Origin of the sequence: Acinetobacter celticus (assembly GCF_001707755.1) — a bacterium.
Classification (GTDB): Bacteria; Pseudomonadota; Gammaproteobacteria; order Pseudomonadales; family Moraxellaceae; genus Acinetobacter; species Acinetobacter celticus.
Map to the genome: position 1 here is coordinate 279,325 of NZ_MBDL01000001.1, position 23,514 is coordinate 302,838.

The window sequence follows — 23,514 nt, forward strand, 5'->3', positions numbered from 1 at the left end:
ATCAGGAGGTTTTTTTATGTCTTAACATCAATCCATTATTTTAATAATAGGCTATTAATCCGTTTGATATATGCTGTAGGATCTTCTGGTAATCCACCTTCTGCAATCAAAGCTTGGTCAAAAATCACATTGGCCAAATCATCAAACTGTTCAGCGCCTGCCAATTTTTGTACCAATGGATGCTCTGGATTAATTTCCAAAATTGGTTTGCTTTCAGGTACAGGCTGACCTGCCTGTTTCAACATACGCACCAATTGTGGTGAAAGCTCACCCTCGCCTGTTACCAAACATGCAGGTGAATCAACCAAACGGGTGGTCACACGAACTTCTTTAGTTTTGGCTTTTAATGCTTCAGACAATTTTTCCACTACAGGCTTAAATTGTTCGGCAGCCTCTTCTAGCGCTTTTTTCTCTTCTGCATCTTGTAAGTCGCCTAAATCAACCGCGCCTTTGGCCACATTTTGCATTACTAAGCCATCGAATTCATTCACGAACTCCATTGCCCATTCATCTACACGGTCAGACATGAGAAGGACTTCAATGCCTTTCTTTTTAAACAGTTCCAATTGCGGCGAATTTTTAGCGGCATTCAAACTGTCTGCTGTCACATAATAAATCGCTTTTTGACCCTCTTTCATACGGGCTTTGTAATCTGCCAATGACGTTGTAACATCATCATTTACCGAACTGGCAAAGCGTAGTAATTTCAAAATCCGTTCACGGTTGCCTTGATCTTCGCCTAAACCTTCTTTCAACACAGAGCCAAATTCAGCATAGAACGTTTTGAATTTTTCCTGTTCCGCTTCATCTTCAGACTTCGCCAAACCATCCAACAAATTCAAGATACGGCGTGCATTGCCTTCTCGAATGGTTTTTACATCACGGCTTTCCTGTAGCAATTCACGGCTTACATTCAGTGGCAAATCTGCGCTATCAACTACACCTTGCACAAAACGCAAATAATTTGGAATGAGGTTATCTGCATCATCCATAATAAATACGCGTTTTACATATAATTTAATCCCCGCTTTGGCTTCACGGGTAAAAATATTGCTTGGCGCTTTACTTGGAATATACAACAACTGCGTATATTCAGTACTGCCCTCAACACGGTTATGCGCCCAAGCCAATGGGGCCTCAAAATCATGACTCAAATTTTTATAAAACTCGATGTACTGCTCTTCAGTCACTTCATTTTTATTACGTGTCCACAACGCACTGGCAGAGTTAATGGCTTCCCATTCATCTGTTTTGACGTACTGCCCCCCTTGTGGCTCTTCACCTTCAGCCACTTCTTCCTCTTGCCAAACTTCTTTTTGCATTTCAATTGGCAGGCTGATGTGATCTGAATACTTATTAATAATCTGCTTAACTTTATACGCTTCTAAATAGCCCAGTGCATCATCACGCAAATGTAAAATGATATCTGTTCCACGTGAAGCCTTAGTAATTTGTTCTACCTCAAATTCACCTGTACCGCCACTGATCCAACGTACCCCTTCAGATTCAGCTAGACCTGCACGACGCGATTCGACGGTAATTTTATCGGCAGCGATAAAGCCCGAATAAAAACCGACACCAAACTGTCCAATTAACTGAGCATCTGACTTTTGATCGCCAGTCAATTTTGACATAAAGTCTTTAGTACCCGACTTGGCAATCGTACCAAGGTTATCAATCGCTTCCTGCTGGCTTAGACCAATACCATTATCTGAAATAGTGAGCGTCTTATGCTCTTTATCAATGCTAACGCGAACATGTAAATTCGGATCATTCTCATAATATTCAGGGTGATTAATCCCTTCAAAACGCAATTTATCACAGGCATCTGAAGCATTTGAAATTAACTCGCGCAAGAAAATTTCAGGATTAGAATAAAGCGAGTGCGTAACTAAATGTAGTAGCTGAGCCACTTCTGCCTGAAAGCTATGTTTTTGTGCGTTTTGTTCGCTCATCAGTTACTCCTTAAAGATATAGAACAGTTTTTTATTCACTGCTATATGAATGGAGCAACTTCACAAATTTTCAATGCTAAAGTGATTAAAATTGAACATTTAAAATGGCCCTTGTTGATAGACTCGATTCATATATAAATCGAGTTTTTGCTGACGCATCGCATAAACATCACCTAAACAACTGACATTATCCTGACACTGATCTCGCATTTGCAACCATTTGACTTGTTGATCTTGAATCGCTCCTCGGGTTCCCATAGGAACAAGCCGTTTAATAATGGTATAGGTTGTCGCCATTTTCACATCGGCATCATTTAACTGACGGTGATCACATACAGCATGTTCCGTCACGGTTTGCGCTTTTTTGCAATCAAAACTGGCCGCCTGAGCTGAAAAGCCCATACTACTTAACCATATTACAACAAAGAATTGCGCAATTTTCATTCTGAAATACCCTCTATATTTTTTGATTTATTTCAATCCTATTTTTAATTACAGTACGTTGTATTTCAGCTAAGCTCAATAAAAATGCTTTCCTTCATGGTTTATATTTTGTTGTGATCCATAAAAAAGCCCCATCAAAATGATAGGGCCTTAAAGCGATTTGAAAGACTAAAATTAGAATTTATAGCTATAACCCAGTGTATAAATAATTGGATCAATATCTAAATCAAAATTAGGAATACCTTCAATTTGCACTTCTGGGCTAATTTGTGCATAGCGTACATCTGCAAATACGCCCCAGTTTTTCGCATCTGCTGGCTGGAAATTAAAGCCAATTTGACCTGCAAAACCAAAGTCTTCTTTAACTTTCACTTTACCTAAATCAGATTTTTCATCCCAAGCAATAAATGCCGTACCACCAACCCCAATATATGGTGTAAAGCGTGTTGAATTCTTAAAGTTATATTTGGCAGTAATTGTCGGCGGAAGATGCTTAAGTTTTACAGCATTCTGCCCATCTAATAAAACATCATGACTAATTGGTGTAGCAAGCAGTAATTCTGCAGAAATATTGTCATTGAAGAAGTATTCTACTGATGGCGTAAATGCCAGTTCGCTATCTGCTTCTACTGTAGAATTACCAAGTTTATAGTCGCCCGTTGGTGCAATTGCAGAAGCCCCTACTTTTACCTGCCATTGACCCGCCATCGCTGAAGCAGACATCCCCAATAACACAACAAGAACAGCTTGTTTTAACATTTTAAACAACCTTTTATAATAAACAATTAAATACTAACCGTTTATTTAAATATCATGCAATACCATTAATTATCATAATTTTATATTATTTTATAAGATATTGTTTATAGTAACTATTTATTTTAAACCAACGCCACAGCTAGGTTTTAAAAAACAAGTAAATATATTATATATTCACCATTATACCAACGTTAATACTCAGGTTTATTCGCAAATTATTTTATTTTATTCCAAGTATTTTAATCTGAATTTTTAATAAAAAAGGCGATTTTTAAATCGCCTTTTTTATATTTTAATTGGTTTAAAGTACCATGGCTGCAATCCAGCCAAAAATAAGTAGCGGGATATTAAAATGAATAAAAGTAGGAATCACACTATCTTTCATATGGTCATGCTGACCATCCATATTCAAACCTGACGTTGGGCCCAAAGTCGAATCAGATGCTGGTGAACCAGCATCACCTAAGGCCGCTGCTGTCCCAATAATGGCAATAGTGGCGGCAGGACTGAAACCAAATTGCATGCACAGTGGGACATAAATAATCGCCAGAATAGGCACAGTCGAAAAAGATGAGCCAATGCCCAAAGTAATCAGTAAACCAATCAAGAGCATCAGAAATGCTGCCAATGCCTTACTGTTACCAATCCATTCGACAGATGCTTCAACCAATGCAGGAACTTGATTTGTCGCTTCAATCACGGCAGCAAAACCTTGTGCAGAGATCATAATAAAGCCCACCAGCGCCATCATCCGCATACCAGTCATCGTGACATCGTCAGCTTCTTTCCATTTAAAAATACCTGCACAGCTTAAAATCGCTACCCCCACTAAACCCGCTAAAATCATCGAATCTGAGTACAATTGCACTGAAAGTGTCACAACAACTGCAACCGCTGCCATGAAAATGGTGAAATTAGCAATTTGAGGCTTAGCTGGCGCATGACTGTCCATTTCCCCAGAAATAGTTTGCTTTGGCGCTTCTAGCTGAAAGTCTTGGTATTCACGTGGCTTACGGTAACTGAAAAAGATAGCAACCAGCAAACCAATGAACATGCCAAACACTGGAATAGCCATGGCTGCTGGAATTTGCTCATAGCTGATTTGGAAACCATATGGCTTGCCAAAGGTGTTGATATTCTGCCCCAAAATATCATTCAGAAAAATCGCACCAAATCCAACAGGTAGCAACATATATGTACCTACTAAACCAAAGGTGAGCAGGCAAGTAATAAGGCGACGATCTATCTTTAAATGATTAAATACACTTAATAACGGCGGGATTAATACAGGAATAAATGCAATATGCACAGGAATCACGTTTTGTGAAAAAACAGCTGACAATGAAACCGTGAAGAAAATTAGATATTTAACTCGATTCTGTGCTTTTTGAGTACTGGTGCCTTTGAGCGCGGTAATTAATTTATACGCCAATAAATCTGGCAATCCAGAACGCGCCAACGCCAAAGCAAAAGCACCTAAAATACCGTAAGCTAAAGCGATTTTTGCACCACCACCCAAACCATTATTAAATGCGTCTAAGGTGCCTTGAAGCCCTAAACCAGCCAATAAGCCGCCTGTCATTGCACCAATAACCAAGGCAAAGACCACAGGAACACGAACCAAAGCTAAGCCAAACATGACTGCAATGGCAGCAATAATTGCAAACATAGGGAAATATGAAACTTTGAAAAAAATGCATTTTATCAGAGTTTCTGAATAAATTTACCTCAGTTGTCTGCTACCTTGTCATCAGATTGGGGTGGATGCTGTATAAAAGCCGTAATCAGTTCAGCAATCTTCTGAGGTTTACTCAAAACGGCCCAATGATTAGCATCGACCTCTACACGGGAAAAATGCTCTACCCATTTCGGCATTTCATCAATCAGCGCGGGGCTGACAAACTGATCATATTTAAGAACAATGGCTTGTACGGGGCAAACGGCAAAACGTTCACGTGGTTTCAATAAACAGGGAATAAAATTCGCACGGTACAGTCCCACACCATGTTTCCCATCTTTTGCAATATTGGTATTTAAAGGCAGATCTGCCGTTCGTTCCAATTGGGCGACCACTTTCCCCCAACGCTCTGGACTAAAAAACCGCCATGCTGTCGGTGCCAGAAAAGGCAATTGAAATGCAGCAATGTACCAAGACTTGGTCAGTTGTTTAAAAAATTGAGGTTTTTCATGCTTAAACTGTGCCCGCATCCAATACGCAGCATGGTCCAAACAAGGTCCTGAAATGGTGCTATAACTTAAAATTCGTCCACGAAATTTAGCTTCCGTAACAGATTCCCAAGACTGAATAGAACCCCAATCATGTGCAACCAAATGAAAACTGCGTCCAGCCAAGACAACCTGTGCCACACTGTCTAAATCAGAAGAAAGTTGTGCCAATCGATAATCACTTACCCGCTTTGGTATTGAAGACTGACCCGCACCGCGTACATCATATGTGATGACAAAAAAATCATCGACCAAGTAAGGAATCACGCGTTCCCATACGTCCTGATTATCTGGATAACCATGAACCAAAATTAAAGCCGGCTTTTGCTCATTTCCCCATATTTTTACATACAGTCGTTGCTGATCAGTGGTATTTACCCATTGCGCACGTACATCCATCTTATAATCCTCTCCATTGACCTTTTATTATCATGTGCGGGCAATGTGATCAATGCCGCATTTTTAATATTGGTCTAGTATGATAAAAATCAAATAAAAAGAAATTGACCCCAATGAGCTTGATCAAAAAAATAATGACAATTCCCATTGTCTCAAAATTCATGCTGAATCATTACGCACTTTACACAGGTGCAAGTATAGAAATTGCGAAAATTGACCTTTCAACTTATCATATTCAGGTAAAAATGCCACTTACCCGCACAAACCCAAATATTGTTGGTGTCCATTTCGGCGGAAGTCTATATTCAATGGTCGCCCCCTTTTATATGTTGCTTTTCATACATCATTTGGGGCCCAAATATATTGTTTGGGATAAGACCGCAACGGTATAGTCTCGCATTCCTGGCAGAGGTACGGTTTATGCTGACATCCGCCTAGACTTTCAGAAAGTCGAATAAATTAAGACCCTGAATAAAAACTATACACCTATGATTCGTTGCTATTCACTCAATATTTTTAATGAAGCAGGTTTGTGGATTGCTGAAATAGAAAAAACACTCTATATCTGACATAAAAAATCTAAACTTCACCCATAAAAAAAGCGCTTTATCATTAAGCGCTTTTCATCAATCTACTGTAAATTAACGTTTCTGCTCAATCGCAGCACCTGCACCACCACCAATTGCGCCACCAATGGCCGCACCAGAACTACCACCAAAAATGCTTTTACCAACAGCTGAACCAATTGCACCACCAACACCACTGTATGTAGCATTACGATTTGATCCGTTTTGAGTTTTACTACCCACAGCAGCACCTGCACCACCGCCTATTGCAGCACCTGCACCACCACCGACGCTATTGCCGACACCGCCACCAATTGCACCACCCAAAGCGGCAGCACCAATACGCTGTTCATTTGCAGACATGCTTTCACAGCCCGCCAATAACATTGCTGACATAGCCGTTATAGCCATAACACCGAATACTTTTTTCATCTCTATTCCCCATTACGCTTTAAATGCATTATATTTCTATATTATGAAACTAAAAGCGAATGATTGTTAGCGCTAAGAAAAGATTTGCAGTAATTTGTAAAAAGCCCTGAATCAATCAGCGCTTTTTATGGTGAAAAACCAAATAAAATACAATGTTCTTATTCATCTTCACTGAGTACGGTCACATCTTTAGTTACTACGCCATTTTCAGTCAATACCGCATGTGAAACTTTCGCACTGTTCTCAGGAATTTTTGCTTGCTCTAACTGTAAAGTACGTTTCACTGGTTCTTGACCCTTTTTAAATTCAACACCTTCTGCGTCAATACTTTTGATTTGCATCAGAACTTGACCATCTTGCTTGATGGTTTTATTCACTTCAACTTTTGACGTTGGAACAATTACACTGCCTTTTTTAATCACAGGTACGGATAATTGTTTGTCTGAAAACTCTGCCTGATTATCTTGTAACTTAATTTCTCTAGCCACAATATCTTGACCATTATTCGTTACTTCAAAGATCGTTGCTTCAACCTGACGTACAGGCTCTTGTCCTGCTACTTTACGAATAACTTCCGTTTTTAACACAGGTACAACTGCTTTGTCTTCCACAAGAATAGTATTTGGCATAGGTACTGCAAATACACTTGCAGACATTGATAACAACATAAATGCTAAAACTTTCTGAGTTGCTTTCATAAAACGTATCCCCTTCTTTTATTAAAATAAAGTCAATAAATTCATTTGTTATTCTTTTAATATAGGCAAATTTCTACGAAGAAGAAAGCGGTAATTTTCATTTTTCACCCTCACTATATTTTCATAAAAAAAGACACCCGAAGGTGCCTTTTTTATGAATCAATGAAGAACGACTTATAGACCGTTAAACTCATCGCTGAATGCTTGGCTTAAAGCTTGATCAACATCAGAGAAGTCATTATGAAGCTCTAGCTCTGCAGCTTCTGCTTCTTGACGACGACGTTCTAAGTGATACGCCAAACCAGTACCTGCTGGAATTAAGCGACCAACTACAACGTTCTCTTTCAAGCCACGCAATTCATCTTCTTTACCTGTAACAGCCGCTTCAGTTAACACACGTGTGGTTTCCTGGAACGATGCAGCAGAGATGAACGAATCAGTAGAAAGCGATGCTTTGGTAATACCCATCAATAGACGTTCAAACTTCGCAGGGAACTTATTCTGTGCATTCACAGCTTGGTTCTCTTGAACGACACGAATGTAATCCACTTGCTCGCCTTTAATGAAGCTCGTATCACCACCGTCGGTAATGTCTACTTTACGCAACATTTGACGCACAATCACTTCGATGTGTTTATCGTTGATTTTCACACCTTGCAGACGATAAACGTCCTGAACTTCGTTCACGATGTAGTTCGTCAACGCCACTTCACCTTTCAAGCGTAAAATATCGTGTGGGTTTTGTGGGCCATCAGAAACGGTTTCACCACGGTTTACATGCTCGCCTTCGAACACGTTCATGGTACGCCATTTCGGAATAAGCTCTTCATAAATCTCAGAACCATCATCTGGTGTAATGACTAAACGGTTCTTACCTTTGGTCTCTTTACCAAAGCTTACAACACCTGAAACTTCAGCAAGAATTGCATGCTCTTTCGGTTTACGTGCTTCGAACAAGTCAGCTACACGCGGTAGACCACCGGTAATATCACGTGTACGTGATGTTTCTTGTGGTACACGACCAATAACGTCACCCACACCAATGGTTTCACCATCACGGACAGAAAGAATGGTGTTTTGTGGTAAGAAGTAGAACTGTTCACCACCATCAACTGTGTCTAATACAACCGCAGGACGTAAATCTTTACCTGACGCAGGACGTGAAGTCACTGGCAAGATTTCGATTGTCGACATACCTGTTGCATCATCAGTTTTCGTGGTTACAGTTACACCATCAGCGATTTGGCTGAAACGTACTTTACCTGCAACTTCTGTTACCAATGGATGTGTATGCGGATCCCAAGTCGCCACGATACCGCCAGCTTCTACAGATTCGCCATCTTTCAAGATGATAGACGCACCATATGGAATTTTATAGCGTTCGCGTTCGCGACCTAAGTCATCTGCAATACCAATCTCGCCTGAACGAGAAGTTGATACCAAATGGCCTTTAGCGTGTTGTACAGTTTTTACATTATGGAAACGTACAGTACCTTTATTACGTACTTGAATACTATTGGCAGCAGATGTTCGGCTTGCCGCACCACCCACGTGGAACGTACGCATGGTTAACTGTGTACCAGGTTCACCAATTGATTGCGCTGCCATTACACCAACAGATTCACCAGGGTTCACCTGATGACCACGAGCCAAGTCACGGCCGTAACATTTCGCACATACACCAAATGTTGACGCACAGTTTACAACTGAACGTACTTTAATTTCATCAATACCTGCATTTTCAATAAATGTAGCTAATTTTTCATCAATTAAAGTATTACGTTCAAGCAGAACTTCTTCAGTACCTACTTTTTTCACATCTTCAGCAACAACACGACCAAGAACTCGTGCACCCAAGTTTTCGATTACATCGCCACCTTGAATGAATGGAGTCATCACAAGACCGTCAAATGTACCGCAATCCGGCTCAGTGATCACCAAATCTTGCGCTACGTCTACAAGACGACGTGTTAAGTAACCTGAGTTTGCTGTTTTCAGTGCTGTATCGGCCAAACCTTTACGTGCACCGTGTGTTGAAATGAAGTACTGGAGTACGGTCAAACCTTCACGGAAGTTGGCTTTAATTGGGGTTTCAATGATCGAGCCATCTGGCTTAGCCATCAAACCACGCATACCTGCCAACTGACGAATCTGTGCTGCCGAACCACGGGCACCCGAGTCAGACATCATGTAGATTGAGTTGAATGATTTTTGCTTCTCATCTTCACCCTGTTTATTTTTAACAGTCGTGAATGACAAGTTATCCATCATCGCTTTCGCTACTTGGTCGTTTGTACGCGCCCAAATATCGACAACTTTGTTATAACGCTCACCAGCAGTTACGAAGCCTTGTTCAAACTGTTGTTCAATTTCACGAACTTCAATTTCAGCTTTGTCAATAATTGCTTGTTTTTGCGGTGGAATAAGCATGTCTTCCATACCAACCGATACGCCTGAACGTGTCGCTTGACGGAAACCTAAATACATCAATTGGTCCGCAAAGATAACAGTATCTTTCAAACCTAATTTACGGTAGCAAGAGTTAATGATTTTAGAGATGTTCTTTTTAGTCATCTCTACATTAATTTGCTGGAAGTCCATACCTTCAGGCACAACTTCCCAAAGTAAGCAACGACCTGGAGTCGTGTCAACAATAATCGTTTGTTGTTCACGATTACCATCTTCATCAATCACAGTCTGGTGTACACGTGCTTTAACGCGAGCGTGTAAGTTCACTTGACCTGTTGCCAATGCACGGTTAACTTCATCCGTGTCTGCAAACACCATGCCTTCACCTTGGACATTGATTGCATCACGCGTGATGTAATACAAGCCCAACACAACGTCCTGAGACGGTACGATGATTGGTTCACCGTTCGCTGGAGACAAAATGTTGTTGGTCGACATCATTAACGCACGTGCTTCTAACTGAGCTTCGAGTGTTAATGGCACGTGTACCGCCATTTGGTCACCGTCAAAGTCGGCGTTAAACGCCGCACAAACTAACGGATGCAGACGGATCGCTTTACCTTCAATTAAGGTCGGTTCAAATGCTTGAAGACCCAAACGGTGAAGGGTTGGCGCACGGTTCAACATAATTGGATGTTGACGAATCACGTGTGCAAGTACGTCCCAAACTTCTGGGGTTTCGCGCTCAACCATTTTCTTCGCAGCTTTAATGGTGGTTGCTTGACCTGAAGCTTGTAGTTTCGCAAAAATAAATGGTTTGAATAATTCAAGCGCCATTTTTTTCGGAAGACCACATTGGTGCAAACGTAAAGTTGGACCTACAGTAATTACTGAACGACCAGAATAATCGACACGTTTACCCAACAAGTTTTGACGGAAACGACCTTGTTTACCTTTGATCATATCGGCCAAAGATTTCAACGGACGCTTGTTCGAACCTGTAATTGCACGACCACGACGACCGTTATCTAATAACGCATCTACAGATTCCTGCAACATACGTTTTTCGTTACGTACAATGATATCAGGTGCAGAAAGGTCAAGAAGACGCTTTAAACGGTTGTTACGGTTAATCACACGACGATAAAGATCGTTCAAATCAGACGTCGCGAAACGACCACCTTCAAGCGGAACTAACGGACGAAGATCTGGTGGAAGTACTGGAAGTACTGTCAACACCATCCATTCTGGTTTGTTGTTCGATTCTTTGAACGCTTCCATCAACTTCAAACGTTTCGAGGCTTTTTTCAGCTTCGTTTCTGAAGTTGTTTGTGGAATTTCTTCACGTAAACGAGAAATTTCAGCTTCAAGATCAATGTCTTTCAACAAGTCTTGAATTGCTTCTGCACCCATTTTCGCGCTGAATTCATCACCGTGTTCTTCTAATGCATTGAAGTATTCTTCATCATTTAGAAGTTGGTATTTCTCAAACGGAGTCATACCAGGATCGGTGACAACATAAGATTCGAAATACAATACACGTTCGATATCACGAAGCGTCATATCAAGCAATAAACCAATACGGCTTGGTAATGATTTTAAGAACCAAATATGTGCAACTGGAGATGCAAGGTCAATATGACCCATACGTTCACGACGAACTTTCGCAGTTGTTACTTCAACGCCACATTTTTCACAAATGACGCCTTTGTATTTCATACGCTTGTATTTACCACACAAGCATTCATAATCTTTTACTGGACCAAAAATTTTGGCACAGAATAAACCATCGCGTTCTGGTTTGAACGTACGGTAGTTAATGGTTTCAGGCTTTTTAACTTCACCGTGAGACCATGACTTAATCATTTCTGGTGACGCAAGACCAATGCGGATGCGATCAAACTCTACAGGAGCATGACCGTCTGAATCCGTCTTTTTGCGCATGATATCGAGCAAGTCTTTCAATTTTTTTCTCCGTGTGCCGATAAGATTTTCACTTTTCGACTGGGTCACAAATATTGTTTTTTAACTGAACATCCTCCCTCAGTCCCTCCTTTTTCTCAGGAGGGAAGCTCCAACTCATTACGAGCAGGGACTCCCCTCTTTCTCAAAGGGGGCTAAGGGGGGATTGAATGGTTACTTAGTCACCATTTTTCAGTTCAATGTTGATACCTAAAGAACGGATCTCTTTGGTCAATACGTTGAATGACTCAGGCATACCCGGATCCATGTAATGGTTTCCATCTACAATGTTTTTGTAGATACGGGTACGACCTTCAACGTCATCCGACTTAACTGTAAGCATTTCTTGGAGTGTGTACGCAGCACCATATGCTTCAAGTGCCCAGACTTCCATCTCACCGAAACGCTGACCACCGAATTGTGCTTTACCACCAAGCGGCTGTTGAGTCACAAGTGAGTAAGAACCTGTAGAACGCGCATGCATTTTGTCGTCTACCAAGTGGTTTAGTTTCAACATGTACATGTAACCTACAGTTACTGGACGGTCAAAACGTTCACCTGTACGTCCATCATAAAGTACTGTTTGACCAGTACGTGATATGTTCGCAAGTTCAAGTAAATCTTTAATTTGGCTTTCTTCAGCACCATCGAATACTGGTGTTGCTAAAGGCACACCTGCACGCAAGTTACCTGAAAGTACCAAGATCTCATCATCAGTTAAGCTATCAAGATCTTCTTGCTCGCCACCAACTTTATTATAAATCTTGTCTAAGAATGAACGTAGTTCTAGAACAGTACGTTGCTCTTTCAACATTTTGTCGAGCTGATCGCCAAGACCTTTTGCAGCCATACCCAAGTGAGTCTCAAGAATCTGACCCACGTTCATACGTGATGGTACACCCAACGGGTTTAACACGATATCAACAGGTACGCCGTTTGCATCATGTGGCATGTCTTCTACAGGTAAGATGTTTGATACAACACCTTTGTTCCCGTGACGACCCGCCATTTTATCACCCGGCTGGATGCGACGTTTCACAGCAAGATAAACTTTAACAACTTTCAATACACCCGTTGTTAACTCATCGCCTGTCGAAAGTTTGCGTTTTTTCTCAGCAAATTTTTCATCAATTTCAAAGCTCTTCTCTTTCAAGAACACATGAATTTGAGTTAAACGCTCAGCAATTGCTTCGTCATTCGGTTGAATCTCAAGCAGATCAACAAGTTCCAAAGCTGACAACATGTCTTCTGACAATTTATCGCCACGCTTAGTAGTACCGCCACCATTCGATTCTTGACCTTTCAACAAACGAACAATACGTTCACGTGCTGCTTCTTCGAAGATTTTGTATTCTTCTTTCAAGTCTTTACGGTAAGCATCAAGTTGTGCTTTTTCAATTGCTTGTGCACGATCATCTTTCTCAAGACCATCACGGGTAAACACTTGAACGTCAATCACAGTACCTTTAACACTTGAAGATACACGTAAAGATGAATCTTTAACGTCAGCCGCTTTTTCACCGAAGATTGCACGAAGCAATTTTTCTTCTGGTGTCAATTGCGTTTCACCTTTCGGTGTTACTTTACCAACAAGAATATCACCAGCAGTGACTTCAGCACCGATATAAACGATACCCGATTCATCCAATTTAGACAGTGCAGCTTCACCCACGTTAGGAATATCCGCAGTAATTTCTTCTGCACCTAACTTAGTATCACGTGCTACACATGACAATTCTTGAATATGAATCGAGGTTAAACGGTCTTCTTGAAGTACACGTTCTGAAAGTAAGATCGAGTCTTCATAGTTGTAACCATTCCACGTCATGAACGCAACGCGCATGTTTTGACCAAGTGCTAACTCGCCACCATCTGTTGATGGACCATCAGCCAGTACGTCATTACGGCCAACTTTATCGCCAAGCTTCACAAGCACTTTCTGGTTAATACAAGTGTTCTGGTTCGAACGCGTGTATTTGATCAGGTTGTAGATATCTACACCTGCTTCACCCGCAATCATTTCATCTTCGTTTACGCGAATCACAACACGTGAAGCGTCAACAAATTCGATACGACCACCACGATGAGCCAGTACACATACACCCGAGTCATGCGCTACGTGTGCTTCCATACCCGTACCAACAAGCGGTTTGTCAGCAATAAGTGTAGGCACAGCCTGACGTTGCATGTTTGAACCCATCAATGCACGGTTCGCGTCATCGTGTTCAAGGAACGGAATAAGTGACGCAGCAACAGATACAACCTGCTGAGCTGAAACGTCCATATGCGTTACTTTTTCAGGAGGCATGCGTACGAAGTCACCTTGGTGACGAACAGATACGAAGTCTTCTAATAAGTTACCGTCTTTATCTACACCAGAATCGGCCTGTGCAATCACAGTACCTACTTCTTCAATGGCAGATAAATATTCAACATCATCCGTTACGCGACCATCAACAACTTTACGGTATGGTGTTTCTAAGAAACCAAAGTTATTACATTTTGCATAAACTGAAAGCGAGTTGATCAAACCAATGTTTGGACCCTCAGGCGTTTCAATTGGACATACGCGACCGTAGTGAGTTTGATGTACGTCACGTACTTCAAAGCCTGCACGCTCACGTGTCAAACCGCCGGGCCCAAGTGCTGATACACGACGTTTATGTGTAATTTCAGACAATGGATTGTTTTGGTCCATGAACTGAGACAATTGGCTTGAACCAAAGAATTCTTTGATTGCAGCTGCCACAGGCTTCGCATTGATTAAATCTTGCGGAGACAAGTTGTCTGTTTCAGCTTGGCTTAAACGTTCTTTCACTGCACGTTCAACACGAACCAGACCCACACGGAATTGGTTCTCGGTCATTTCACCAACTGAACGTACGCGACGGTTACCCAAGTGATCGATATCATCGACTTCACCTTTACCGTTACGAATTTCAACCAATGTTTTTAGAACGTCAGTAATATCTGTATTCGAAAGAATACCTTCAACTTCACGAGACTTCTGATCTGTACCTACTTCGTAAGGACGACCCAAACGACGGTTGAACTTCATGCGGCCAACAGGTGACAAATCATAACGTTCAGAAGAGAAGAATAAGTTGTTGAATAAGTTTTCAGCAGCTTCTTTTGTTGGTGGCTCGCCTGGGCGCATCACTTTGTAGATTTCAACCAGTGCTTCTTCACGACCCGTCGTGGTATCTGCACGTAATGAATCTGCAATGAATGAACCACGGTCAATATCATTGGTGAATAGAATGTTAAATTGTTTAACACCACCTTCAGCCAATTTCACCATAATTTCATGACTTAATACTGTATTGGCAGCAATCACATCACCGCCACGTAAAGCCACGTCTTCGGCAATAATACGCTCATACAAGTATTCATCAGGAACAGAGAGTTTCTCTAAACCAGATGCTTCCATTTGACGAACATGGCGCGCATTAATACGTTTGCCTTGCTCAACAATGGTTTTACCATCATTATCTACGATATCAAATTGAGCCATTTCGCCACGCAGGCGTTCAGGCACTAGATCAATCTGATAACTACCCATATCTAGATATACAGGTACTTTTTCATAGAACAAATCAAGAATTTGTGAATTGTTATAACCCAATGCACGTAATATAACGGTCGCTAATAACTTACGACGACGGTCAATACGAACAAATACAAGGTCTTTTGCATCAAATTCAAAGTCTAACCATGAACCGCGGTAAGGAATAATACGCGCAGAATAAAGTACTTTACCACTTGAATGGGTTTTGCCCTTATCGTGGTCAAAGAACACACCTGGTGAACGGTGTAATTGAGATACGATTACACGTTCAGTACCATTAATAACGAAGGTACCGTTATCTGTCATGAGCGGCATTTCGCCCATGTAGACTTCTTGTTCACGAACGTCTTTAATTGATTTAGTTTCGCGATCTTTTAAGATCAAACGAATTTTTACACGCATTGGCGCCGCATAAGTTGAACCGCGAAGAATACATTCGCGCACATCAAACTCAGGCTTACCAAGACTATACTCAACAAATTCTAAAGCAGCATTGCCAGAATAACTTTCTATAGGAAAAACTGAACGAAATGCGGCTTGGAGACCGATATCTTCGCGGTTTTTTGGAGTTTTGCCATCTTGCAAGAAAGTTCTGTACGAGTCGACTTGAATCGCGAGCAAGTACGGAACGTCCATTACCTTGGGCAATTTACCAAAATTCTTACGGATCCGTTTCTTTTCGGTATATGAGTATGCCATCTGGAGTCCTCGGAAAGTAAACTAAACCCGCCTGCAGAACGGGTTCAGAAGGAATTACGCAGGCCGATATGGCCACCACTTTTACAAATGCTGCAATTTATAGTGGTATTAAAACGCTTAACAATATTTTTTAAACGGAAAAATATTGGTAAGCGTTTGATTATTGTCTTTATTTCTAATTCGTATGATTTTTATATCATGCAAACAAAAATCGAGCCGATAATTGTAACGCAAAAAGGCTGATGACCCAAGGGGCATCAGCCAATTTGTGGAGCCGATTATAAAAAAACCGACTCCCCTTAAGCTTACTTAAGTTTAACTTCAGCACCAGCAGCTTCAAGTTTTTTCTTAAGTTCTTCGCCTTCTTCTTTAGAAACGCCTTCTTTAAGAACTGCAGGAGCGCTTTCAACCATGTCTTTAGCTTCTTTTAAGCCAAGGCCAGTTGCTTCACGAACTGCTTTAATTACCGCTACTTTGTTTGCGCCAAAAGAAGTCAATTCAACATTGAATTCAGTTTGCTCTTCAGCAACAGCAGCAGCAGGACCTGCAGCTACAGCTACAGCAGCAGCAGATACGTTGAATTTTTCTTCGAAAGCAGAAATAAGTTCAACAAGTTCAAGAACAGTTTTTTCAGCAACTGCGTTTAGGATTTCTTCGTTTGTTAAAGCCATGAGAGTAACTCCAAATGGGTATTGAATAGTGTGTGTGTAAATTTAAACTTCTGTCGCTTCTGCTTCAGTAGTTCCAGATTCGTTTTTCTCTTGAAGCGCTGTAAGTAAGCGACCCAATTTCGAAATAGGAGCTTGAAGAACAGATGCAAGCATAGTAAGCGCTTTTTCTTGGTTTGGAAGGTTCGCGATAACGCTAACTTCAGCACCTTGATAAAGTTTGCCATCAAATGCAGCAGCTTTAAGTTCAAATGCTTTATTAGTTTTCGCAAATTCTTCGAACAAGCGTGCAGCAGCACCCATGTCGTCTGCAGAAGTTGAGAAAGCTAAGATTGTTGGGCCAACAAGGTCATCGTTCAAGATATTGAATGCAGTATCTTGAAGAGCACGTTTAGCCAAAGTATTACGTACAACACGTGTAGCAACACCTAACTTACGAGCTTCAACACGAAGAGCAGTTAATTGCTCAACAGTTAAACCTTGGTAGTCAGCAACAACAGCAGCAAACGCAGTAGAAGCAATTTCAGTTACTTCTGCAACGATCTGTTTTTTGTCTTCGATAAGAAGAGCCATTGTAAAACCTCCTAACGGTGATTTATGTACTTACGCAAAGTACACTCCCAATTCGTAAGTTCATCACTGAACTTACACGCGGAGGATGAACAAATCACACCACCGCGTCTACGCAGGCTGGAAAATTAAGAAAGTCGTCGAAACTACTTTCGCCTGAGGTCTTTGACGCTGATAAATAAATTTATCAATTCAAAGTTTGCCTAAGTTTGCAAAACAACTATAAATAGTTTTCTTGCGTAAGTTTCAAAGCAGTGCCTTCAAACTTACTCAGGGCTTTAAAATTCTGTAATAAGTCGAAACTTATTTAGAAACGTTAGCTACATCAACAACAAGACCAGGACCCATAGTTGAGCTCAAAGTGATCTTTTGGATGTAAATACCTTTAGAAGTAGCTGGCTTTAAACGTTTTAAGTCAGCAACTAAAGTTTCAAGGTTTGAACGAATCGCTTCAGCTGTAAAGCCAACTTGACCGATCGCAGCGTGGATAATACCAGCTTTGTCTACGCGGTAACGTGCTTGACCAGCTTTTGCATTTTTAACAGCAGTTGCTACGTCAGGAGTTACAGTACCCACTTTCGGGTTTGGCATTAAGCCACGTGGACCAAGAATCGTACCCAACTTACCTACAACGCGCATTGCATCTGGAGCAGCAATTACGACATCAAAGTCAAGGTTACCCGCTTGAATGCTTTCAGCAAGATCTTCAAAACCAACGATGTCCGCGCCTTCAGCTTTAGCAGCTTCAGCAGCAGCGCCTTGAGCAAACACAGCAACACGTACAGTTTTACCAGTACCTGCAGGAAGTGTAGTCGCGCCACGAACAACCTGGTCAGATTTACGTGGGTCTACACCCAAGTTTACAGCTACGTCCAAAGATTCTTTGAATTTAACTGCAGGAAGACCATTTAAAACTGTAACTGCTTCATCCAAAGTATAAACTTTGTTTGCTTCGATAGCAGCAACAATGGCTTTTTGACGTTTAGTTAATTTAGCCATGTCTTATAACTCCACTTCCAAGCCCATAGAACGCGCAGAACCAGCAATGGTACGTACACGTGCGTCTAAATCAGCACCAGTTAAATCTGGCTCTTTAGTAGTCGCAATTTCTTCTAATTGAGCACGAGTCAACTTACCAACTTTAGTTTTGTTAGGTACAGCTGAACCCTTTTGAATACCAGCAGCTTTCTTAAGAAGAATCGCAGCAGGTGGAGTTTTCATGATAAATGTGAACGACTTGTCGTTGTACACAGTGATCACTACTGGAATTGGAAGACCAGCTTCAAGTTTTTGTGTAGCAGCATTGAATTCTTTACAGAATGCCATGATGTTTACACCACGTTGACCTAGTGCAGGACCAATCGGTGGAGATGGATTTGCTTTACCAGCTGGAACTTGCAGCTTGATATAGCCGTCAATCTTCTTAGCCATTTCAATTACCTCTGGGTACTAACGCCGTTAGGCTCCCCATCATTTAAAGTAACACTACTGTTACAACAACAATGCCCGACTCATAACAAATCGGGCGTTTACCAGCCAGCCTAAATTAAAACGATTTTTCGACTTGGCGAAATTCCAATTCAACTTGTGTTGGGCGGTTAAATACATTAATCGTCAGCGTTAAGCGCGATTTTTCGTAAAGAACTTCTTCCACCACACCTCTAAAGTCAGTGAATGGACCGTCAATAACGAGTAATTCTTCGCCTGGTTCAAACATCGTCTTAGGACGAGGTGCTTCCCCAGTATTGCGTACACGCGCAAGAATCGCATCAGCTTCTTTTTGCGTAATCGGTGCTGGTTTTTCAGCAGTACCACCAATAAAACCGAGTACTTTTGGACATTCTTTAACAATGTGCCAAGTGTCATCATTCATTTCCATTTCGACTAACACATAGCCAGGAAAGAATTTACGCTCTGATTTACGCTTCTTGCCATCCTTCATTTCTACGACTTCTTCAGTCGGAACAAGAACTTCACCAAAGCTATCGGCTACAGCGCTACGCTGGATTCGATCATTAAGTGAGCGTAACACCTGTTTTTCATAACCTGAATAGGCATGAATAATGTACCAACGTTTCATAGCTCTCTTACCCGATAATAAACTTCATTAACCAGCCTAACACGTAGTCAAAGCACCATAAAAGTATCGATGCAACGACCACTACCGCAAGAACGTGCCAAGATGTGGTCACAGTCTCTTGTTTGGTCGGCCAAGTTACACGTCGCAACTCGATTCGCGCATCTTTCAATAAGCGAATAAAGCCTTTGCCTTGATGGGTGGCGTATAATAAACCTAAAGCCACGATGACACAAGCCAAAATTACCCCAACGCGCACCCAAACATCGTTCGCTGGTGCCCAATACGCTGGTAAATGCTGATTCACTAGCATCGCTCCGACCAATAAAATCAAAGCGATAACCCATAGAACAATATCTAAAGGGGAACCAGAATTAACTATTTCAGCAGAATTATTTCTTTGGGGAATTGGCGCGTCGCTTAATGCGTCACGCGATTTATCATTCGACATTTTTGTACTCGTCGTAGGATTCGCGACTTATTATATGGCCAGTTTAACCAACATCAAGCTTCTTTTTAAAAAATTTGGCAGGCCAGGAGGGACTCGAACCCCCAACATTCGGTTTTGGAGACCGACGCTCTACCAATTGAACTACTGACCTGTAACACAAATCGAGAGCCTTAACTCCCGATTTGTTGAATAACATCTATTATAGAGTTACTTTAGCAACTACACCAGCGCCTACAGTACGACCACCTTCACGGATCGCAAAACGTAGACCTGGGTCCATTGCGATTGGGTGGATTAATTCTACTGACATTTCAACGTTGTCACCAGGCATAACCATTTCAACGCCTTCTTTAAGCGCGATCGCGCCAGTTACATCCGTAGTACGGAAGTAGAACTGTGGACGGTAACCATTAAGGAATGGAGTATGACGACCACCTTCTTCTTTAGAAAGAACGTATACTTCTGCGTCAAATTTAGTATGCGGTTTGATTGCACCTGGTTTAGCAAGTACTTGACCACGTTGAACGTCTTCACGCTTAGTACCACGAAGAAGAACACCACAGTTCTCGCCCGCACGACCTTCGTCAAGAAGTTTACGGAACATTTCCACGCCAGTTACAGTCGTTACTACTGTATCTTTAATACCAACGATTTCAACTGATTCGCCTACTTTAACGATACCTGTCTCAACACGGCCAGTTACTACTGTACCACGACCTGAGATAGAGAATACGTCTTCGATTGGCATAAGGAATGGAAGATCGATAGCACGTTCTGGTTCTGGAATGTAAGAATCAAGCGCTTCAACAAGAGCAACAACAGCTGGCTCGCCGTATTGACCTTGGTCACCGTTAAGTGCAAGAAGAGCAGAACCACGGATAACTGGAGTGTCATCACCTGGGAAGTCATAAGTAGAAAGAAGTTCACGAACTTCCATTTCTACCAATTCAAGAAGCTCTTCGTCATCTACAAGGTCGCATTTGTTTAAGAATACAACGATGTATGGAACACCTACTTGGCGAGAAAGAAGGATGTGTTCACGAGTCTGTGGCATAGGGCCATCAGTCGCCGCACATACAAGAATCGCGCCGTCCATTTGAGCAGCACCAGTGATCATGTTTTTAACATAATCGGCGTGACCCGGGCAGTCTACGTGAGCGTAGTGACGAATAACTGAATCGTATTCTACGTGTGATGTATTAATTGTAATACCACGTGCTTTTTCTTCAGGTGCAGAGTCAATTGCAGCGTAGTCTTTCGCTTCGCCACCAAATTGTTTAGCACATACAGTTGCAATTGCAGCTGTTAAAGTTGTTTTACCATGGTCGACGTGACCAATTGTGCCCACGTTAACGTGTGGCTTATTACGTTCAAACTTAGCCTTAGCCATGCTTATTTTCCTCGTTTACGTCGAACACAATTCTGAGTAAGACTCAGCTTCGACATGCCGCCTAAAAAAACTAGACACCTAAATACTTAAAAAGCAGACTAATAAGCCTGCTTTTGGAAATCTTGTGCAACAATGTTGCTAAACTGTAATCTGGAGCTCTTATCGAGATTTGAACTCGAGACCTCTCCCTTACCAAGGGAGTGCTCTACCACTGAGCTATAAGAGCAAAATAAGTACTTCAATGGAGCGGGAGACGAGGGTCGAACTCGCGACATGCAGCTTGGAAGGCTGCCGCTCTACCAACTGAGCTACTCCCGCACGATGTTGGTACTAAACCACTTATTGAAGTCTTAAAATTGGTGGTGAGGGAAGGATTCGAACCTTCGAAACTTTCGTAGCGGAGTTACAGTCCGCCCCCTTTGACCGCTCGGGAACCTCACCATTTTACACTTACTTTCAGTGTTATTCTTCTACTTAACCACTCTAACCATCTAAGATGGTGCCGGCACACGGATTCGAACTGTGGACCTACTGATTACAAGTCAGTTGCTCTACCAACTGAGCTATGCCGGCGTTTCTTAGTGTTTCGTACGTTTCGTATCGGAACGGTGTGCAGTTTAGCAAAACTCTGAATCCTTGCAAGTGTTTTTTTCAAAAAAACTGCAAAAAACTCATAAAATTAACCCATTTGATGATAATTCAACCGCTTTGATCACTGCGCGCGCTTTTATTTGGGTTTCATTCCATTCAGATTCAGGATTTGAGTCATAAACTACGCCTGCTCCAGCCTGTACATAAACTTTATTTTCGCGAATAACACAGGTTCGAATCGCAATGGACATGTCCATTTCACCATGCCAACCCAAATATCCGACTGCACCACCAAAAATACCGCGTTTTACAGGCTCAACTTCGTCAATAATTTCCATGGCCCGAATTTTAGGTGCCCCTGAAAGTGTTCCCGCAGGGAAAGTGGCTTTAAACACATCTAAAGCATCAACATCATCACGTACTTCACCCTGCACATTTGAAACAATGTGCATGACATGTGAATAACGTTCGATCACCATTTTATCTGTCACTTGAACTTTACCAATTCTAGAAACACGACCGACATCATTACGCCCCAAATCAATCAGCATTAAATGTTCTGCAATTTCTTTTTCATCGGACAGTAAGTCTTGCTCTAAAGCTAAATCCTCTTCTTTGGTTTTACCGCGCGGGCGTGTTCCTGCCAGTGGGCGAACCGTTGCAATACCATTTTCTAAACGTGATAAAATTTCTGGCGATGAACCTACAACGTGAAAGGGTTTGCCATCTGTTAGGGTTTCTCCCTGAACCAAAAACAAGTAAGGCGATGGGTTCAGATGACGAAGCGCACGATAGACCTGCAATGGGTCACCATCGAAGTCTGACACCATACGATGACCTGGCACCACTTGCATCACATCACCCGCTTTAATGTATTCTTTTACTTTTGCAACGGTTTCAATGAACTTGTCATGTCCCGTTAAAGATTCAAAATGAGGTGCTGTATGTTTCTGTGCCTTTAAACTAATAGGCAGAGCAAGAGTATCTTCGAGTACATCCAATTGAGTTTGGGCTTTCTGATACGCGTCGGTATCATCCACATCTGCATGTACAATAAGAAACAACGTGTCTTTTAGATTATCAAAGACAATCACTGTTTTAGACAACATCATCCAAATATCTGGCAAACCCACTGGGTCTGCTTCTGGCGCATTATTCAGTCGTGGCTCAATATAGCGCACAGCATCATAGCCAAAGTAGCCCACCAGACCGCCCGTAAAGCTTGGCAAGGCAGGAAGATCTTGCTGGGTGGGTACATGAAATTGTGCTTGAAAATCACGAATATATTGAAAAGGATCTGCACATTTTTGCTGATTGACCGTGCCATCCGCTTGCTGAATAGTTAACATGCCTTCATTACATGAAAAGACAGTAGACTCACCTAATCCAATAATAGAATAGCGTGCCCAGTTTTCACCACCTTCTACAGATTCAAATAAATAGGCTTGCTTGTGTGCTTTCAAGCGAGCAAAAACCGACAATGGCGTTTCTGTATCAGCTAAACGTTGACGATAAACTGGAATTAAATTGTAGCCTTGAGCTTTTAAGTGATCGAATTGGCTTTGCGTGGTCATACGGTTTCTCTATGGTTATTGGCGTGCATCAGTTGTATTTAAAAATTGAACTGAGTTTCGCCATCGAAAAACCATT

The 23,514-nt window shown here is 41.7% G+C and carries 17 protein-coding genes, 5 tRNA genes and 1 pseudogene; 1 reads left to right on the forward strand and 22 read right to left on the reverse strand.

From position 1 onward, the window contains the following. Positions 1-35: 35 nt before the first annotated feature. The 5 genes from htpG to BBP83_RS01310 all read right to left on the reverse strand — a co-directional run bounded on the left by htpG (position 36) and on the right by BBP83_RS01310 (position 5,783). Complete coding sequence (gene htpG / locus BBP83_RS01290; RefSeq protein ID WP_068885614.1) at positions 36-1,955, reverse strand: molecular chaperone HtpG; 1,920 nt, start codon at positions 1,953-1,955, stop codon at positions 36-38. A gap of 99 nt (positions 1,956-2,054) precedes the next feature. Next, complete coding sequence (locus BBP83_RS01295; protein WP_068885615.1) at positions 2,055-2,399, reverse strand: lysozyme inhibitor LprI family protein; 345 nt, start codon at positions 2,397-2,399, stop codon at positions 2,055-2,057. 174 nt (positions 2,400-2,573) lie between these two features. Then, positions 2,574-3,158, reverse strand: coding sequence for an OmpW/AlkL family protein (locus BBP83_RS01300; protein ID WP_068885616.1), 585 nt, complete (start codon positions 3,156-3,158; stop codon positions 2,574-2,576). 301 nt (positions 3,159-3,459) lie between these two features. Further along, positions 3,460-4,827: a Na+/H+ antiporter family protein gene (locus tag BBP83_RS01305; RefSeq protein WP_068885617.1), complete on the reverse strand. Its 1,368-nt coding sequence runs from the start codon at positions 4,825-4,827 to the stop codon at positions 3,460-3,462. Between the two features lie 59 nt (positions 4,828-4,886). After that, on the reverse strand, positions 4,887-5,783 hold the full coding sequence (locus BBP83_RS01310; RefSeq protein WP_068885618.1) for an alpha/beta fold hydrolase: 897 nt from the start codon (positions 5,781-5,783) through the stop codon (positions 4,887-4,889). A 113-nt stretch (positions 5,784-5,896) separates the two neighbouring features. On the opposite strand from BBP83_RS01310, the pseudogene BBP83_RS15400 reads away from it, so the two are divergent. Further along, positions 5,897-6,352: pseudogene (locus tag BBP83_RS15400) on the forward strand (DUF4442 domain-containing protein). 72 nt (positions 6,353-6,424) lie between these two features. Here the strand turns inward: BBP83_RS15400 and BBP83_RS01320 are convergent. The 17 genes from BBP83_RS01320 to trpE form a co-directional block, all read right to left on the reverse strand. After that, the gene (locus BBP83_RS01320) at positions 6,425-6,781 is read right to left on the reverse strand and encodes a DNA transfer protein p32 (protein WP_068885619.1); all 357 of its coding nucleotides are present in this window, start codon (positions 6,779-6,781) and stop codon (positions 6,425-6,427) included. 158 nt (positions 6,782-6,939) lie between these two features. Continuing rightward, a complete protein-coding gene (locus tag BBP83_RS01325; RefSeq protein WP_068885620.1) occupies positions 6,940-7,479 on the reverse strand; it encodes a hypothetical protein in 540 nt (179 codons plus the stop codon). A 174-nt stretch (positions 7,480-7,653) separates the two neighbouring features. Continuing rightward, positions 7,654-11,853: a DNA-directed RNA polymerase subunit beta' gene (gene rpoC, locus BBP83_RS01330; RefSeq protein WP_068885947.1), complete on the reverse strand. Its 4,200-nt coding sequence runs from the start codon at positions 11,851-11,853 to the stop codon at positions 7,654-7,656. Between the two features lie 175 nt (positions 11,854-12,028). Further along, positions 12,029-16,117 carry a DNA-directed RNA polymerase subunit beta gene (rpoB, locus tag BBP83_RS01335; RefSeq protein WP_068885621.1) on the reverse strand — a complete coding sequence of 1,363 codons (4,089 nt, stop codon included), beginning with the start codon at positions 16,115-16,117 and terminating at the stop codon, positions 12,029-12,031. Positions 16,118-16,422: 305 nt separating this feature from the next. Then, complete coding sequence (rplL, locus tag BBP83_RS01340; protein ID WP_068885622.1) at positions 16,423-16,788, reverse strand: 50S ribosomal protein L7/L12; 366 nt, start codon at positions 16,786-16,788, stop codon at positions 16,423-16,425. 42 nt (positions 16,789-16,830) lie between these two features. Beyond that, a complete protein-coding gene (rplJ, locus tag BBP83_RS01345) occupies positions 16,831-17,358 on the reverse strand; it encodes a 50S ribosomal protein L10 (protein WP_068885623.1) in 528 nt (175 codons plus the stop codon). Between the two features lie 300 nt (positions 17,359-17,658). Next, entirely contained in the window at positions 17,659-18,354 is a 696-nt protein-coding gene (gene rplA / locus BBP83_RS01350; RefSeq protein WP_068885624.1) for a 50S ribosomal protein L1, read from the reverse strand. A 3-nt stretch (positions 18,355-18,357) separates the two neighbouring features. Then, positions 18,358-18,786 carry a 50S ribosomal protein L11 gene (gene rplK, locus BBP83_RS01355; RefSeq protein WP_004813566.1) on the reverse strand — a complete coding sequence of 143 codons (429 nt, stop codon included), beginning with the start codon at positions 18,784-18,786 and terminating at the stop codon, positions 18,358-18,360. Positions 18,787-18,901: 115 nt separating this feature from the next. Further along, the gene (nusG, locus tag BBP83_RS01360; protein WP_068885625.1) at positions 18,902-19,435 is read right to left on the reverse strand and encodes a transcription termination/antitermination protein NusG; all 534 of its coding nucleotides are present in this window, start codon (positions 19,433-19,435) and stop codon (positions 18,902-18,904) included. A gap of 7 nt (positions 19,436-19,442) precedes the next feature. Continuing rightward, complete coding sequence (gene secE, locus BBP83_RS01365) at positions 19,443-19,883, reverse strand: preprotein translocase subunit SecE (RefSeq protein ID WP_068885626.1); 441 nt, start codon at positions 19,881-19,883, stop codon at positions 19,443-19,445. A gap of 75 nt (positions 19,884-19,958) precedes the next feature. Continuing rightward, a tRNA-Trp gene (locus BBP83_RS01370) sits at positions 19,959-20,034 on the reverse strand. A 48-nt stretch (positions 20,035-20,082) separates the two neighbouring features. Then, entirely contained in the window at positions 20,083-21,273 is a 1,191-nt protein-coding gene (gene tuf, locus BBP83_RS01375; RefSeq protein ID WP_068885627.1) for an elongation factor Tu, read from the reverse strand. 151 nt (positions 21,274-21,424) lie between these two features. Next, positions 21,425-21,499: transfer RNA gene (locus BBP83_RS01380), tRNA-Thr, on the reverse strand. A 16-nt stretch (positions 21,500-21,515) separates the two neighbouring features. After that, a tRNA-Gly gene (locus tag BBP83_RS01385) sits at positions 21,516-21,591 on the reverse strand. A gap of 39 nt (positions 21,592-21,630) precedes the next feature. After that, positions 21,631-21,714: transfer RNA gene (locus tag BBP83_RS01390), tRNA-Tyr, on the reverse strand. A 56-nt stretch (positions 21,715-21,770) separates the two neighbouring features. Further along, a tRNA-Thr gene (locus BBP83_RS01395) sits at positions 21,771-21,846 on the reverse strand. A gap of 98 nt (positions 21,847-21,944) precedes the next feature. Next, positions 21,945-23,438, reverse strand: coding sequence for an anthranilate synthase component I (gene trpE / locus BBP83_RS01400; RefSeq protein ID WP_068885628.1), 1,494 nt, complete (start codon positions 23,436-23,438; stop codon positions 21,945-21,947). Positions 23,439-23,514 lie beyond the last annotated feature (76 nt).

What these genes read in the sequence shown, in the direction of transcription:
- BBP83_RS01310 (WP_068885618.1), bottom strand. Translation starts at nt 5,783, where the DNA reads ATGGATGTACGTGCGCAATGGGTAAATACCACTGATCAGCAACGACTG.
- BBP83_RS01295 (WP_068885615.1), bottom strand. Translation starts at nt 2,399, where the DNA reads ATGAAAATTGCGCAATTCTTTGTTGTAATATGGTTAAGTAGTATGGGC.
- trpE (WP_068885628.1), bottom strand. Translation starts at nt 23,438, where the DNA reads ATGACCACGCAAAGCCAATTCGATCACTTAAAAGCTCAAGGCTACAAT.
- BBP83_RS01320 (WP_068885619.1), bottom strand. Translation starts at nt 6,781, where the DNA reads ATGAAAAAAGTATTCGGTGTTATGGCTATAACGGCTATGTCAGCAATG.
- tuf (WP_068885627.1), bottom strand. Translation starts at nt 21,273, where the DNA reads ATGGCTAAGGCTAAGTTTGAACGTAATAAGCCACACGTTAACGTGGGC.
- rplJ (WP_068885623.1), bottom strand. Translation starts at nt 17,358, where the DNA reads ATGGCTCTTCTTATCGAAGACAAAAAACAGATCGTTGCAGAAGTAACT.
- nusG (WP_068885625.1), bottom strand. Translation starts at nt 19,435, where the DNA reads ATGAAACGTTGGTACATTATTCATGCCTATTCAGGTTATGAAAAACAG.
- rplK (WP_004813566.1), bottom strand. Translation starts at nt 18,786, where the DNA reads ATGGCTAAGAAGATTGACGGCTATATCAAGCTGCAAGTTCCAGCTGGT.
- secE (WP_068885626.1), bottom strand. Translation starts at nt 19,883, where the DNA reads ATGTCGAATGATAAATCGCGTGACGCATTAAGCGACGCGCCAATTCCC.
- rplA (WP_068885624.1), bottom strand. Translation starts at nt 18,354, where the DNA reads ATGGCTAAATTAACTAAACGTCAAAAAGCCATTGTTGCTGCTATCGAA.
- rpoB (WP_068885621.1), bottom strand. Translation starts at nt 16,117, where the DNA reads ATGGCATACTCATATACCGAAAAGAAACGGATCCGTAAGAATTTTGGT.
- BBP83_RS01325 (WP_068885620.1), bottom strand. Translation starts at nt 7,479, where the DNA reads ATGAAAGCAACTCAGAAAGTTTTAGCATTTATGTTGTTATCAATGTCT.
- BBP83_RS01300 (WP_068885616.1), bottom strand. Translation starts at nt 3,158, where the DNA reads ATGTTAAAACAAGCTGTTCTTGTTGTGTTATTGGGGATGTCTGCTTCA.
- BBP83_RS01305 (WP_068885617.1), bottom strand. Translation starts at nt 4,827, where the DNA reads ATGTTTGCAATTATTGCTGCCATTGCAGTCATGTTTGGCTTAGCTTTG.
- rplL (WP_068885622.1), bottom strand. Translation starts at nt 16,788, where the DNA reads ATGGCTTTAACAAACGAAGAAATCCTAAACGCAGTTGCTGAAAAAACT.
- htpG (WP_068885614.1), bottom strand. Translation starts at nt 1,955, where the DNA reads ATGAGCGAACAAAACGCACAAAAACATAGCTTTCAGGCAGAAGTGGCT.